13 protein-coding genes and 1 tRNA gene are annotated in these 13,628 nt (G+C 58.1%); 2 read left to right on the forward strand and 12 right to left on the reverse strand.

Features of this window, described 5'->3' with window-relative positions; all coding sequences use genetic code 11:
* Positions 1 to 28 precede the first annotated feature (28 nt).
* Positions 29 to 214 (reverse strand): hypothetical protein, encoded by a 186-nt coding sequence (locus QZH36_RS13305; protein WP_301251038.1) that lies wholly within the window; start codon positions 212 to 214, stop codon positions 29 to 31.
* Positions 189 to 848: a nucleotidyltransferase family protein gene (locus tag QZH36_RS13310; RefSeq protein ID WP_301251039.1), complete on the reverse strand. Its 660-nt coding sequence runs from the start codon at positions 846 to 848 to the stop codon at positions 189 to 191. Before QZH36_RS13310 ends, QZH36_RS13305 begins: the two co-directional genes overlap by 26 nt.
* A 145-nt stretch (positions 849 to 993) precedes the next feature.
* Here QZH36_RS13310 and QZH36_RS13315 point away from each other — a divergent pair, with 145 nt between their 5' ends.
* Positions 994 to 2,448 (forward strand): AMP nucleosidase, encoded by a 1,455-nt coding sequence (locus tag QZH36_RS13315; RefSeq protein ID WP_253460262.1) that lies wholly within the window; start codon positions 994 to 996, stop codon positions 2,446 to 2,448.
* 117 nt (positions 2,449 to 2,565) lie between these two features.
* On the opposite strand, the gene QZH36_RS13320 is transcribed toward QZH36_RS13315, so the two are convergent.
* A complete protein-coding gene (locus QZH36_RS13320; RefSeq protein ID WP_253460258.1) occupies positions 2,566 to 3,705 on the reverse strand; it encodes a Gfo/Idh/MocA family protein in 1,140 nt (379 codons plus the stop codon).
* A gap of 290 nt (positions 3,706 to 3,995) precedes the next feature.
* Between QZH36_RS13320 and QZH36_RS13325 the strand changes: the two genes are divergently transcribed.
* A tRNA-Asn gene (locus QZH36_RS13325) sits at positions 3,996 to 4,071 on the forward strand.
* A gap of 91 nt (positions 4,072 to 4,162) precedes the next feature.
* Here the strand turns inward: QZH36_RS13325 and QZH36_RS13330 are convergent.
* From QZH36_RS13330 to QZH36_RS13370, 9 genes are all read right to left on the reverse strand, one after another.
* Positions 4,163 to 5,248, reverse strand: a complete 1,086-nt coding sequence (locus tag QZH36_RS13330) for an iron-containing alcohol dehydrogenase family protein (RefSeq protein WP_301251042.1) — start codon at positions 5,246 to 5,248, stop codon at positions 4,163 to 4,165.
* Between the two features lie 17 nt (positions 5,249 to 5,265).
* Complete coding sequence (locus tag QZH36_RS13335) at positions 5,266 to 5,934, reverse strand: methionine ABC transporter permease (protein WP_301251043.1); 669 nt, start codon at positions 5,932 to 5,934, stop codon at positions 5,266 to 5,268.
* A complete protein-coding gene (locus QZH36_RS13340; protein ID WP_301251044.1) occupies positions 5,922 to 6,707 on the reverse strand; it encodes a methionine ABC transporter ATP-binding protein in 786 nt (261 codons plus the stop codon). The genes QZH36_RS13335 and QZH36_RS13340 overlap by 13 nt, the downstream gene beginning before the upstream one ends.
* Positions 6,700 to 7,503, reverse strand: coding sequence for a MetQ/NlpA family ABC transporter substrate-binding protein (locus tag QZH36_RS13345; protein WP_441004974.1), 804 nt, complete (start codon positions 7,501 to 7,503; stop codon positions 6,700 to 6,702). Before QZH36_RS13345 ends, QZH36_RS13340 begins: the two co-directional genes overlap by 8 nt.
* Before the next feature lie 18 nt (positions 7,504 to 7,521).
* Positions 7,522 to 8,547 carry an isopenicillin N synthase family dioxygenase gene (locus tag QZH36_RS13350; RefSeq protein WP_301251047.1) on the reverse strand — a complete coding sequence of 342 codons (1,026 nt, stop codon included), beginning with the start codon at positions 8,545 to 8,547 and terminating at the stop codon, positions 7,522 to 7,524.
* Positions 8,548 to 8,612: 65 nt separating this feature from the next.
* Positions 8,613 to 10,988 (reverse strand): molybdopterin-dependent oxidoreductase, encoded by a 2,376-nt coding sequence (locus QZH36_RS13355; protein ID WP_301251049.1) that lies wholly within the window; start codon positions 10,986 to 10,988, stop codon positions 8,613 to 8,615.
* Between the two features lie 16 nt (positions 10,989 to 11,004).
* Positions 11,005 to 11,673 carry a methionine ABC transporter permease gene (locus QZH36_RS13360; protein ID WP_301251051.1) on the reverse strand — a complete coding sequence of 223 codons (669 nt, stop codon included), beginning with the start codon at positions 11,671 to 11,673 and terminating at the stop codon, positions 11,005 to 11,007.
* The gene (locus tag QZH36_RS13365) at positions 11,666 to 12,688 is read right to left on the reverse strand and encodes a methionine ABC transporter ATP-binding protein (protein ID WP_301251053.1); all 1,023 of its coding nucleotides are present in this window, start codon (positions 12,686 to 12,688) and stop codon (positions 11,666 to 11,668) included. Before QZH36_RS13365 ends, QZH36_RS13360 begins: the two co-directional genes overlap by 8 nt.
* Positions 12,685 to 13,482 (reverse strand): MetQ/NlpA family ABC transporter substrate-binding protein, encoded by a 798-nt coding sequence (locus QZH36_RS13370; protein ID WP_301251055.1) that lies wholly within the window; start codon positions 13,480 to 13,482, stop codon positions 12,685 to 12,687. Before QZH36_RS13370 ends, QZH36_RS13365 begins: the two co-directional genes overlap by 4 nt.
* Positions 13,483 to 13,628: the final 146 nt, after the last annotated feature.

Consider the following 13,628-nt stretch of genomic DNA (forward strand, 5'->3'; position numbering starts at 1 on the left):
AGGCGGGCTGGCAAACGGCCCGCGATTTTTATGCGGCGCCAGCGCTGTTTCGGCTGGCGTTTTGCTGCCGATCGCCAGCCCTACCGGCGCAAACCGCACCGCCCCCGTCAGCGATCGGCAGCGATCCCACTGCCCAAGGCGACGATCCCCAGGTTTTGATGACGATACAGAGCCAGACGGGCCGATCTTTAGTCCAGCTCAGCGCCTGGCGCATAACCCGATCGTTGAGCGACAGCAGGGCTCTCTCCTGCTGGCAGCTGTGAAGGCAGATCGATATCCTGCAAAATTGACGCATCCTGTAGCTCAATCGTATACAGGGGAAACTGCACCAGCAGGCTGCGTGCGCCCTGCTCATCGGTCAAGGCGCTGAGCGCCCTGAAAGCGCAGCGGCCAAACCCCACCGGATGCCCCGGACTGGCGCGAAAAACGGGGCGCACGATCCCCTCCTCAACCACTTTACTGGCTACCAGCCGCAGCGTGGCCGCAGAAATAAAGGGCATATCGGCCAGATGGATCAGCCAGCCGTCCCATGCCGCCGTCTGGCGAACGCCGGCGGCGATCGATTCGCCCATGCGGGTATTTTCCACCAGCACCGTCGGAATGCCCTGCTGCTCGCAGTAGTCCCGGATGGCCTGCTGCGCGGGCCGCGTCACCACGCATACCGGCAGGCCGCTCTGCTGCGCCGCCTGGCAGCTGTGAACAAACACCGATTTTACCTGCCCTGACGCATCGGCGAACGCCGCCTGGAGCTTATCGGTTGCGCCACCCGCTTCGGTAAACCGCTGTCCCTGACCGGCCGCGATAACCAGAACGCCGATCGTTTTTTCCCTGTGCTCATGCTTATCCATATCCCATTCCCCTTATTAACGTTCGGGGCTACCAGCGTAGCGCAAATTATCCCCTGTGGGGATGAATTCAGACTGCGCCTGAGCGCGCACGCTTTATTTCAGCTAACATGCTGTTAAGAAAACAATAACCGCCCAGGAGAGACTTATGACGCGGCCACCATCAGGATTAACCGTAGACGAGGCGCTGGATAAGCTGGATGACCTGTACGAAGCAGCGGTCAGCGCGCTGCGCCAGGCGATTACCACCTATGTCAGCGAAGGCACCTTGCCGGATGCGGCCAGCCGCGCCGCCGGCCTGTTTGTTTACCCGGAGCTGCGCGTCAGCTGGCAGGGTGATGCGGCGGGCCACAAGCTGTCGCGCGCCTTTGGCCGTTTTACCCGCCCCGGCAGCTATGCCACCACCATCACCCGCCCCGCGCTGTTTCGCCACTATCTTTCCGAACAGCTTTCCATGCTTTGCAGCGAGTATCCGGTAACGCTGGAAGTCAGGCCTTCGCAGCAGGAGATCCCTTTCCCTTACGTTATCGACGGCTCCAACCTGGGGCTGGATCGCAGCATGAGCGCCGGGCTGGCGCAGCATTTTCCGACTACCGAGCTGGCGCAAATTGGCGATGAGAACGCGGACGGCCTTTACCAGCCGGGCGAAAAGTTCCCTTTGTCGCATTTTGACGCGCTGCGCACCGACTTTTCACTGGCGCGACTGCGTCACTATACCGGCACGCCGGTCGAGCATTTTCAGTCGTGGGTGCTGTTTACCAACTACACCCGCTACGTTGACGAATTCGTGCGCTGGAGCTGCGAGCAGATAGCAGATCCGGATTCGCCTTACGAAGCTCTTTCCTGCGCGGGCAATATCTGCGTGACTGCCGAAACGCCGGATCCCCAGACCACTATTTCCGGCCTGGCGTGGAAAAACCACCAGATGCCGGCCTGGCATTTAATTGCCAAAGAGGGCCAGGGCATTACGCTGATTAATATCGGTGTTGGCCCCTCCAATGCGAAAACCATCTGCGATCATCTGGCGGTACTGCGTCCGCATGCCTGGCTGATGATTGGCCACTGCGGCGGCCTGCGTGAAAGCCAGACGATTGGCGACTACGTGCTGGCTCACGCTTACCTGCGCGACGATCACGTGCTGGACGCGGTACTGCCGCCGGATATTCCAGTACCGAGCATTGCCGAAGTGCAGCGCGCCCTGTTTGACGCCACCAAACAGGTTAGCGGCATGCCGGGCGAAGAAGTTAAACAGCGCCTGCGTACCGGCACGGTGGTGACGACGGACGATCGCAACTGGGAGCTGCGCTATTCCGCCTCCGCTCTGCGGTTTAACCTCAGCCGCGCGGTAGCGGTGGATATGGAAAGCGCCACCATCGCGGCCCAGGGCTATCGCTTTCGGGTGCCTTACGGCACGCTGCTCTGCGTCTCCGATAAGCCGATCCACGGTGAGATCAAGCTGCCCGGCCAGGCTAACCGTTTTTACGAAGGCGCGATCTCTGAACATCTACAGATCGGCATCTGCGCGATAGATCTGCTGCGCGCGGAGGGCGATAAGCTGCATTCGCGTAAGCTTCGCACCTTTAACGAGCCGCCGTTCCGCTGATCAACAGGGCGGAGGTAGAAGCCTCCGCCTGTCAGAGACTGATGTCGCCAAGGCCAGCAGCTGGTATCGCTAAAGTGGTCATTCTTATCTCCGGCGAAAAAGCATAAAAACGCCGCATTAAAACCGGGACGTGCCCTGCACCTCAATCCAGCGACGCTCCAGCGCAGAAACGGCTATCGCCTCCAACACTTTCGATACCTGTAGCCCTTCGGCAAAGTCTGGCCACATCGGATCGCCCGCCGCGATGCCGTTGATTAGATCCCGGATTTCCACCGTTTTTTGATCGTTAAAGCCGATGCCGTGTCCGGCAGAAATGCAAAAGGCAGCATAATCAGGATGCGCCGGGCCGGTCAGAATGGTTTTAAACCCCTGTCGTCCGGCGGCGTCCTCATGCTGATAAAGCGCCAGTTCCGCCATTCTCTCCTGGCTGTAGCGGATCGCTCCTTTCGTGCCGGTCACCACGTAGGTCAGCCCCATTTTGCTGCCGCAGGCGATACGCGACGTTTCAATCACGCCGTGCGCGCCGTTGGCAAAGCGCAGCAGCGCGCTGGCCTGATCTTCGTTTTCTACCTCGCGCAGCACGGCGGGATTTTTCGCATCGGGACGTTGCCCGATCACCGTCTGCATATCGCCAGAAACCTCGCGGATTTCGCCTACCAGATAATGCGCCATATTAACGATATGCGCGCCCAGGTCGCCAAGCGCGCCCAGCCCGGCCAGCGCCTTCTGACAGTGCCAGTCCAGCGGTGCCTGCGGGCTGGCGAGATAATCTTCATTATGCGTGCCGTAAAAATGCACCACCTCGCCTATCTCGCCGCTGGCGATAATCTCTTTCGCCAGCTGGCTGGTAGGGTTTTTCATATAATTAAAGCCCACCAGCGTTTTCACCCCGGCCTGCGCGGCGGCCCGCGTCATCTCCTCGGCATCCGCCACGCTCAGCGCCAGCGGCTTTTCAGAATAGACATGCTTGCCGTGGCGGATAGCCTCCAGCGCCATTTCTTTGTGCAGAAAATTGGGCGCGCAGATATCCACCACGTCGATCGCCGGGTCTGCCGCCAGCTCGCGCCAGTCCCCTGTCCAGCGGGCAAAACCCAGCGCTGCGGCCTGCGCTTTGGCGACCGCCGGGCTGACCTCCGCCACCATCTCGCGCACGATCTCGCCTTTCAGCGCAAAGACGGTGGCCGCCTGCGCATAAGCAATCGCGTGGCAGCGTCCGATATAGCCGGTGCCGATCAAACCTATCCTGACCTTTTTCATTGGGGTTCCTTACGGGTGAACGAGGCGCGTCGATGGAATGTATATTTCAAAATCCGTCTGAACAATGTGAAAATGAAATAAACGTGATCATGCTGACGAAAATTGCTGCGTTATTCAGCGGTTACATTCACGGATTGCGAGGCGCTACGCAAAGCCTGGCCGACGGCGTTTTTCGCTTCGGGCGATGCCCGCCGCTTAATTGCCGATTAATGCAGCAGTCAGCGAAAAAAGTGCAAACAGGCTTTGACATCGCAAATCGCTATAGATATTATGCGCCCCGTTCCAACAATTCCTCTGTAGTTCAGTCGGTAGAACGGCGGACTGTTAATCCGTATGTCACTGGTTCGAGTCCAGTCAGAGGAGCCAGATTTGAAAAGCCCGCTCAGGGTTACCTGAGCGGGCTTTTTGCTTTCGGGGATTTTCCGTTGCGGCTGGCGGTTACCATCCCCCCATTCTGTCAGTGAGAACCGAAATCCTGCGCCTCGGTCAGCAATAAAGCCTCATTAAGCGCTGATGCCGTGATGGTAAAGGGCAAATGGTCCAGGCTGGCGGCGGGAAAGTGAATGCCGGCGGCAATCTGTGCAAGGCGGGCGGCCCGATCTCCCTGCAAGGCAGGCAAACGCAGCGGGCTGCGGAAATGACGCAGCAACGCCAGTAACGTGCCGTCGGGGCGATCGTTATGGTTCGCCACCAGCGACTGGATCAGCAGGCTGTATCCCACCTTTTCGCCATGCAGCCAGTCATGTAATTCGGGCTGATGGGTTAGCGTATCGTGGATCACATGCGCAAAGCCTGGCGTATCCAGCGAGCCGCGCACGCTGTTCGCCAGCCCGGCCAGCACGATATTGGCTTCAATCACTTTTTCCAGCGCCTGCGTAACCTGCTGCTGCTGATTATCACGTACCGCCACCTCGCCCCAGCGTTGGAATACCTCCACGGCCTGCCACGCCGCCGATACCTTCACATCCAGCGCAAGCTGATGCGGGTTGTGACGCTGATAAGGCTCAAACTCATACCATTTAGCCAGCGCGTCGACGATACCGGCGCGCAGATAGCGCACATCGCTTTGAGCAATCACCGCGCTATCGACCAGGATCAGCGCCGGCATGGCGTCCAGCGGCTGGCTTCTGAGGTGCCCGCCCGCCGCGTTATACACTATCGCCAGCGGCGACCAGGCTGCACAGGTTGCGGCCAGCGTCGGCAGCGCAATCAGTACGCGATCGCCCAGCGCGGCATTCACCGCTTTGGCCGTATCCAGCACGCGCCCGCCGCCAATCGCCAGAATGCCTTCTGCGCCCTGCTCCAGCAGCCTCTGCTGAAAGCGGGCGATGTTGTCATCGGTACATTCACCGGATAAATAGTCGAGCTGCCAGCGGATCCCGGCGCGCTCAAGGCTTTCGCTTAGCGCCGGATTGACGGCCTGCCAGGCACGCGGCGAGGTCAGAATGCGTAAGTGAACGGCCAGCGGGCGGATAAGCTCGCCCGCCTGCTGACACAGCCCGGCCTGCTGCACATAGCCAGCGGGTGATTTGATAGTAAACATATAAAAGTCCTTGTGATTCAGCGACGCCAGCTTAGCGAACGCACCAGGCGATCGCCCGATTTCTGCACCAGCAGCACCAGCAGCAGCAGCACCAGCACCGTTGCCGCCATCAGGGTGTTATCGAAGCGTTGATAACCGTAGCGAATAGCCAGATCGCCCAGCCCGCCGCCGCCCACCACGCCGGCCATGGCAGAGAAGCCGATCAGCATGACGGTGGTCAGCGTGATGCCCGCCACCAGCGCAGGGAGCGCTTCCGGCAGCAGCACACGGCTGACGATATGCCAGTGACTCCCGCCCATTGCTACCACCGCCTCGATGCGGCCGCGATCGACCTCATCCAGCGCATTTTCAACGATGCGGGAAAAGAAAGGAAATGCGCCAAGCGTAATGGGCACGACGGCGGCGGTGCTGCCCAGCGCGGTGCCGACGATCAGCCGCGTCACCGGGATCATGGCAATCAGCAAAATCACAAACGGCAGCGCGCGGCCAATATTCACCACGCAGTTCAGCACCAGAGAGAGGGGGCGATTGGCAAGTATCCCCTCTTTACGGGTAAGAAACAGCAGGACGCCAACCGGCAGCCCGATCGCCACGGTAAAGAGCGCCGCCAGCGCCACCATATACAGCGTTTCCAGCGTGGCATTGATCATCAGGTCCTGAAAACGATCCCAATTTACGCTACGCATCGCGCACTCACCTCCGTATATTTTGCCAGGAAAGCCCTGTCTGCTTCGCCATCCTGCAATAGCATCTGCCGCAGCCGCCCCCCTTTGTGCGCCATAATCTCTGCAAGCGAGCCGCTTTCAACCAGCCTGCCCTGCTCAAGCAGCGCGGCGCCGTGGCAAATTTGCTTCACCACGGCCATTTCATGGGTAATCAGCACGACGGTGATCTTGAGCTGCCGCTGAATGTCCGCCAGCAGCTCAAGAATGGAACGGGTGGTTTCAGGATCGAGCGCGCTGGTGGCTTCATCACACAGCAGATAGTCCGGCTCGGCCGCCAGCGCGCGGGCGATGCCGACGCGCTGCTTCTGGCCGCCGGAGAGCTGCGAAGGCCAGGCATTGCCAAAATTTTCCAGCCCGACCAGTTGCAGCAGCGCGGCAACCCGCGCCTTTCGTGTTTTTACCGGCACGCCAGCAATCTCCAGCGGCAGGTCGATATTGTCGTTGACGCTACGGGAATGCAGCAGATTGAAATGCTGGAAGATCATGCCCGTCTGCCGACGCTGCTGGCGCAGCTGCTTTACGCTGAGCTGGCCGATATCCTGCCCGTTAATCATTACCCGGCCGGAAGTCGGCTGCTCCAGCCGGTTCAGGCAGCGTAGCAGCGTGCTTTTTCCCGCGCCGCTGCGGCCCACGATGCCGAAAATAGTGCCCGCCTCTATCGTCAGCGAGATATCCGATAAAGCTGGTGCGGCTGCGCCGGGATACCTCTTACTGATTTTTTCGAGTTTAATCATGCTTAAGCCCTTCAACCGGGATCACCGAACCGCTGTAGTTTTTACGAATAAACTCAGCCACCTGCGGCGACTTCAGATCTTTAGCCAGCTGCACGATGCGGGGATCTTTTAACAGCTCGGGCGTCGTTACCAGCAGGTTGGCATACGGATTGTGGTCGGCCGACTCCAGCGCCAGCGCGTCTTTGGCCGGAACCAGGCCCGCTTCCAGCGCATAGTTGCCGTTGATGATTGCCGCATCGACATCGTCCAGCGCGCGCGGGATCTGCGGCGATTCAATCTGCACTATTTTAAGTTTTTTCGGGTTGTCACTGATATCGGCCGGCGTCACCAGCGTCGATGCGGCATCCCCCGTGGACTTCAGCTTCAGCAGGCCGTTCTTCTGAAGCAGCCACAGCGAGCGGCTCAGGTTTGGGGCATTGTTGGGTACGGCAATGCTGGCGCCTTTCGGGAGTTCCGCCAGCGACTTTACTTTGCGTGAATAAAGCCCCAGCGGCTCAATATGCACCGCCGCCGCCACGCTGAAAGTTTTGCCCAGCGCTTTTTCCTGATCCTTTAAATAAGGCAGATGCTGGAAATAGTTAGCATCAACTTCGCCGGAGGCTAATAATTCATTCGGGTTAATACCGCCGCTGCTCATTTCAATAATTTTTAAATCCAGCTTCGGATCGAGGGTTTTCACATATTCCAGAATTTCCGCATGGGGAACCGGATCGGCCGCTACGCGTAATGGCGCAGCATGGAGCGTCTGTGCAACAAATAAAGAGATCCCGGCTAAGGTGTAAAAAGCAGCTTTCATCATTTTATGTTCTCAATTTTATGGGTGTTTTTCGTGATTCAGATAGTCGGAATAGAAACGGTCAGCGACTTCAGGATGCGAGCGAAGGCGGCCTTTTAAATAATTCCAGCCCACCTCGCGTAATAAGGGATTTAACGGATCGCTGGTCGGTCCCTGGGCAAATTTCGCCAGTGACGGAGAGAGCTGATAAACCGGCACCACCGCGTCAAGCTGCGCGCCGAGGAAAAAGGCCACCGAGAGGCGTTCGCGTTCAGCCTGCGGCGAGACCACGCGGTGTACGGTCGCACGCAGATAGCCATTGGTCGCCAGCTCCAGCAGTTCGCCGATGTTGACCACGAAAGATCCGGGCAGCGGCGCGGCATCTACCCAGTTATCCGGCGTCACTTCCACCTGTAAGCCGGCCTGGTCGTCCTGCAACAGCAGCGTTAAAAAGCCGGAATCTTTATGCGCGCCGACGCCCTGCCGGGATTCGCCCTCCGCACGGCCAGGATAGCGGATCAGTTTGACGTGCTCGTTAGGGTACTCGCCATATAAGTCGTCAAAAGCATGGCGCGGTAGCGACAGCGCTTCGGCAAACGCGCGCAGCAGCGCCAGCGCCACGCCGGTCATCTCCTGCTGCCAGCGCGTTAGCAGGCTGCGCAGTTCAGGCAGGCTCTCTGGCCACTGATTCGGCCCCTGCAAGCGTTGCCAGGGCGCGTCAGGATTTCCAATGGCCGGGCGTTCCGCGCCGATATCAAACTGCTCACGGTAGTCCGGCTGGCTGCGGGTGATTTCGGCACCCGCACGGTTATAGCCGCGAAAATGCGGAGAGTTCGCCATTTTCACGCCCAGCTTTTCCTGCTCCGTCAGCGCAAAGAACTGGCGGGAAACGCGTTGTACATCCGTTAACAGCTGCGGAGAAATACCGTGACCGATCAGATAAAAGAATCCGACTTCACGAGCGGCATAATTTAAAGTTTCCAGAAAGTCCTGACGCTGCCGGGGATCGCCATTTAATTGAGAAAGATCAATCACCGGCAGGGAGAGCTGTTGCGCTGTACTCATTTTGTTTCGCCCTGCTTATAGAGAAGGTTTTACCTTGCCATTTCGCTCAGGGCTGTACTACGAAGTTATCTTTCTTTCGATATGCAAAAGCCGGCGACAAAATGCGGCGGCTGCCAGGCGGTTATTTCCGGCAGCGGTAAATCAAAGCGCTCAATTTCAACGAAACAGGTTTGCGCGCTGCATCCCTGCCCTAACCGTGAACTGCCGATATCGACGGTTAATACGTTGGGATTACCCTGCTTATCCAGCGAGTGTGATTGGGTAGGATCCAGCGGATCGTACCAGGCGCCCGTGGCTATCTGCACAACGCCCGGCAGGATATCTGCCGTTACTCTCACCCCAGCCAGCAGCGCGCCGCGATCGTTCCAGACTTTGACGATATCGCGATCCTGAACGCCGCGCGCGGCCGCGTCCTGCGGATGCATCCACAGCGGCTCACGCCCTTTGATCTTGCTCTGCTGGCTGATCAGCCCATGATCGTACTGGCTGTGTAAGCGCGTACGCGGCTGGCTGGAGAGCAGATGCAGCGGCCAGCGCCGTTTTTCCTCGCACTGCGCCGCCTGCTCCGGCTCGTGCCAGTAAGCATGTCCCGGCGCTTCCTCGTAACCCCAGGCGGCCACCGAGGCAGAAAACAGCTCGATCTTTCCCGAGGGCGTGGTCAACGGCGCGGCATCGGGATCGTCACGAAAAGCCTTAAGCAGCACCTGTGGCTCGTTGGGGCGCGCATACTCAAGCTTGCCCAGCGCCCAGAACGTGGCAAAATCCGGCAGGGTAATGCCCTCTTCCGCCGCACGTGGGCGTGAGTCGTCATAAATCTTTGCCAGCCAGTCACGTACGCTGCGCCCTTCGGTAAAGGCGCTGTCGAAGCCCAGCTTCGCGGCAAGCTCACTGAAAATCGTATAATCATCCCGCGCCTCGGCAAACGGCGGCAGGTGCTGGCGCATGGCGATCATAAAGCCGTCGTTGCTGGCGCTGCCGATATCCTCCCGCTCCAGCGAAGTGGTGGCGGGCAGCACGATATCGGCGAATTTTGCCTGTGCCGTCCAGTATTGTTCATGAACGATCACCGTGTCCGGCCGCCGCCATCCCTCAATCAGGCGATTAAGATCCTGATGATGATGAAAAGTATTGCCGCCGGCCCAGTAGATTAAACGAATATCGGGGTAGGTCAGCGTCTTACCGTCAAACTCAAAGTCCTTACCAGGATGCAGCAGCATATCGGCGATGCGCGCGACGGGAATGCGCGTACTGACAGCGTTCTCCCCTTTCGAGAGGCGCGGGCCGGAAAATCGCCGCCGATCGGCGCCCGCCAGATTGGTGGAAGCATAGCCAAACCCGATGCCGCCGCCGGGGGTGCCAATCTGTCCCAACAGCGCGGTAACGGCAACTAAAGCCCAATAGGCCTGCTCGCCCTGCCGGGCGCGCTGAACCGACCATGCCATATTGATCAGCGTCTTTTTCTGCGCCATTTGCCGCGCCAGCTGGCGAATGGTGGCGGCGTCCAGACCGGTGATCGGCGCGGCCCACTCTGGGGTTTTGGCTTCCCCCTCCTGCTCGCCCCGTAGATAAGCCGCATAGCGATCGAAACCTACCGTATAGCGTGCGACAAAATCGTGCTGAAAGAGATCTTCTTCAATAAGCACCTGACAGATCGCCAGCAGCAGCGCGGTATCGCTGCCGGGCCGGATCGCCAGCCATTCGGCATCCGGCAGGGTAGCCAGATCGTTACGCACCGGGCTGACGTTGATAAATTTGCAGCCGTTGTCGCTCAGCGTTTGCAGCCAGTAGCCGAGCGCATGTTCGTTGGCGCCGCCGCCGTTAACCTGCGCGTTGCGCTGCGGCAGGCCGCCAATGGCGACAAACAGCTCACAGTGCTGCGCCAGCTGCGCCCAGTGCGTATGCTGACGCTGAAGCTCGTCGAGATCGCCCAGAATATGCGGCAGCACGCGCTCGCCGGCGGCGATGCTGTAAGTGTTGGTACTGGCGGTATAGCCGCCAAACTGATTTAAAAACCGGTGCAGCTGGCTCTGGGCGTGATGGAAACGACCCGCGCTTGACCAGCCGTATGAACCGCCGTAAATCGCCTGATTGCCGTGCTGCTCTTTTACCTTTTTTAGCTCGGCGGCGACCAGCGTCAGCGCCTGTTCCCAGCTCACTTCCACAAACGGCTCTTTACCGCGACCTTGCCGATTCGCCGGTTTGCCCTGAAGATAGCCAAGCCGCACTGCCGGTCGTTTTACGCGGCTGTTGCCCTGGACGGCTCCCGGCAGCGAGAGGCCGATTTTTGACGGCTGTCTGTCCCACTCAACCGGCTCAAGCGCGGTCAACACGCCATTATTGGTGGTGACGCGATAGGTGCCCCAGTGGGTCACGGTAAGCTGATGTTCCGTAGCTGGCCCGGCGGTTTTGTCCGCATCGGCAATATGGCTTACCTTTGGCATAATTTTCCCTCTGGGGTTATTCACGACGCACCCGACGCGCCAGACGCGTGCCGAGAGTCTGTAGAAGCTGCACGATTACAATCAACACCAGCGCGGTGGTTAGCGTGGTGAAAGCGTCAAAGCGCTGATAGCCGTAGGTGATGGCTAAATCGCCAATGCCGCCGCCGCCCACGGTGCCCGCCATGGCCGTGGCGCCCAGCAGGCCGATAGTGGCGGTGGTCAGCGCCAGGATCAGCGAGGAGGCCGCTTCCGGCAGCATAAAGTGCCAGATGGTTTGCCAGGTGCTGGCGCCCATGGCGTTGGCCGACTCCAGAATGCCCTCGTCGACTTCCAGTAGCGAACTCTCCACCAGTCTGGCGATATAGGGCGCGATAAACACCACCAGCGGCACAATCGCGCCCGCCGTACCGATAGTGGTGCCGACCAGCCAGCGCGTCAGCGGCAAAATAACGATCAATAAAATAATAAAAGGCAGCGAACGCAGAATATTAACCAGCGGATTCAGCAACTGATGCAGCAGGCTATCAGGCAAAATACCGCCGGGACGGCACACCACCAACACGACGCCCAGCGGGATCCCAAGCAGCGATCCGAACCCCAGTGAAACGCCGATCATCACCAGCGTATCCTGCAACGCCAGCAGAAACTGTTCGCCGGTGACGGCGGTATCGATAAATTCAAACATCGCTGATTTTCACCCCTGCATCATGGAGATAGCGAATGGCCGCGTCAGTATTCGTCGCGTCGCCGCTGATCTGCACAATCATAAAACCGAGAATGGTCCTCTGAACCTCGGACATGTTGGCAAACAGAATATTCACCTCTACCGGAAACTGCCGGATCAGCTGATTGATAATCGGCTGCTGCGCCGTCTGGCCGATAAACTCCAGCCGCAGCGCGCGGCTGTGGCTTTGCTCTCTGATGCGCTTCAGGGTTTGCTCCGGCACGCGGTCGTGGATCGCTGACTGCACAAAACTGGCGGTGACGGCGTCCTGAGGCTGCCCAAACAGATCCAGCACGCTGCCCTGCTCCACCACGCGGCCATGCGCCATTACCGCTACCTTGTGACAGATTTTCTGCACCACCGACATCTCGTGGGTGATCAGGACAATGGTGATGCCGTAGCGCTGGTTGATCTCCTGCAACAGCAGCAGAATTTGCACCGTGGTATGGGGATCGAGCGCCGATGTCGCCTCGTCACACAGCAATATTGACGGATTGGTCGCCAGCGCGCGGGCAATCCCAACCCGCTGTTTTTGCCCGCCCGACAGCTCATTGGGATAGCGCTGCGCTTTATCGCTGAGGTTGACGAAAGCCAGCAGCTCCGTCACGCGCTGGCGAATAAACTGTTTATCCCGCCCCTGCAAAATCAGCGGGATAGCGACGTTATGAAACACCGTGCGCGAATTCAGCAAATTAAAATGCTGAAAGATCATGCCAATCTCTTTCTTCACCGCGCTGAGCTTTTTTTTATTGAGCGATTGCAGCGAAACGTCGTTAATCAGCACCTCTCCCCGGTCGGGGACTTCAAGGTGATTAAGCAGGCGCAGCAGCGTGCTTTTTCCCGCGCCGCTTGCACCAATCACTCCAAATATTTCGCCTTTATTAATAGTCAGACTGACATTGTCTAACGCCAGCAGCACCTCTCCCTTGCGGGAGAAGGTTTTGCTGACCGAGTTAACGCTTATCGCCTCGCTCATTTGAAATAGTCAGGCAGCAGATAGCCATCATATTGATGGTGCGTGCGAATATAATTCTTAAACGCTTCAGACTGGTAGCCAGCCACAATATCTTTGGCAAAGGCCGCCTCTTTATTTTTTCCCGCAACGGTAACCACGTTAATAAACTGGCTGGTTGGCGCCTCCAGCTTTAACGCTGAAGCCAGTTTCATTCCGCTGGAAACGGCAAAGTTCCCCTGGATCAGGCCGAAATCAACGTCCGGCAGCGCACGAACCTGCTGGGCGTTATCCATCTCTTTCAGTACGATTTTATAAGGATTCTCGCTGATGAATTTTTGCGAAAAGGTGGCCGGATCGCTGTCGGGACGGATTTTCAACCAGCCTAAGCTTTGCAGCACCAGCACCGCGCGGTATTCGTTAGGCGCCTGGTTAGGCACTGAAATCACCATGCCGGGCTTCGGCGTTGCCAGCGTGGTAATTTTGCTGGAATAAAGCCCCATCGGCGGCGTTGGCACCTGCACAATCCCTGCATTATCAATACCCAGGCGCGCGTTTACCGACTGAAGATAGACCGGGTGCTGCATGATATTGGCTTCGATATTGCCGCGGCTCACCGCGTCATTGACCTGAATGCCATCGCTGAAATCTTTATATTCAATCCTGTAGCCTTTCTTTATTAACCAGGGCGCCACGCCCTGCTGAAACTGCTCTTTATAAGGTCCCGGATTAAAACCAACACGGATTAATTTATCGTCCGCATGTGAAACCGAAGAAAATAAAACAAAAAGCAACCCTGTCGTTAGCAACCTGCGCATAAAAAACATCTCTCTGTATAAATAATCAAAACGATTAAATCACAGAGCGATTGCCGGTAAGAAGCCAAAAAAAGGCTGTCCCTGTGACTTTATTACGCTAAGGTTATGCAGATTATGCTATTGCATTCGGCGAATAAGATTATCCG

Origin of the sequence: Erwinia wuhanensis (assembly GCF_030484085.1) — a bacterium.
GTDB lineage: Bacteria > Pseudomonadota > Gammaproteobacteria > Enterobacterales > Enterobacteriaceae > Erwinia > Erwinia aeris.

Bases quoted from the DNA above. Each gene is read 5' to 3' on its own strand.
- QZH36_RS13305 (WP_301251038.1), bottom strand. From the start codon at position 214: ATGCGCCAGGCGCTGAGCTGGACTAAAGATCGGCCCGTCTGGCTCTGT.
- QZH36_RS13310 (WP_301251039.1), bottom strand. From the start codon at position 848: ATGGATAAGCATGAGCACAGGGAAAAAACGATCGGCGTTCTGGTTATC.
- QZH36_RS13315 (WP_253460262.1), top strand. From the start codon at position 994: ATGACGCGGCCACCATCAGGATTAACCGTAGACGAGGCGCTGGATAAG.
- QZH36_RS13320 (WP_253460258.1), bottom strand. From the start codon at position 3,705: ATGAAAAAGGTCAGGATAGGTTTGATCGGCACCGGCTATATCGGACGC.
- QZH36_RS13330 (WP_301251042.1), bottom strand. From the start codon at position 5,248: ATGTTTACTATCAAATCACCCGCTGGCTATGTGCAGCAGGCCGGGCTG.
- QZH36_RS13335 (WP_301251043.1), bottom strand. From the start codon at position 5,934: ATGCGTAGCGTAAATTGGGATCGTTTTCAGGACCTGATGATCAATGCC.
- QZH36_RS13340 (WP_301251044.1), bottom strand. From the start codon at position 6,707: ATGATTAAACTCGAAAAAATCAGTAAGAGGTATCCCGGCGCAGCCGCA.
- QZH36_RS13345 (WP_441004974.1), bottom strand. From the start codon at position 7,503: ATGAAAGCTGCTTTTTACACCTTAGCCGGGATCTCTTTATTTGTTGCA.
- QZH36_RS13350 (WP_301251047.1), bottom strand. From the start codon at position 8,547: ATGAGTACAGCGCAACAGCTCTCCCTGCCGGTGATTGATCTTTCTCAA.
- QZH36_RS13355 (WP_301251049.1), bottom strand. From the start codon at position 10,988: ATGCCAAAGGTAAGCCATATTGCCGATGCGGACAAAACCGCCGGGCCA.
- QZH36_RS13360 (WP_301251051.1), bottom strand. From the start codon at position 11,673: ATGTTTGAATTTATCGATACCGCCGTCACCGGCGAACAGTTTCTGCTG.
- QZH36_RS13365 (WP_301251053.1), bottom strand. From the start codon at position 12,688: ATGAGCGAGGCGATAAGCGTTAACTCGGTCAGCAAAACCTTCTCCCGC.
- QZH36_RS13370 (WP_301251055.1), bottom strand. From the start codon at position 13,482: ATGCGCAGGTTGCTAACGACAGGGTTGCTTTTTGTTTTATTTTCTTCG.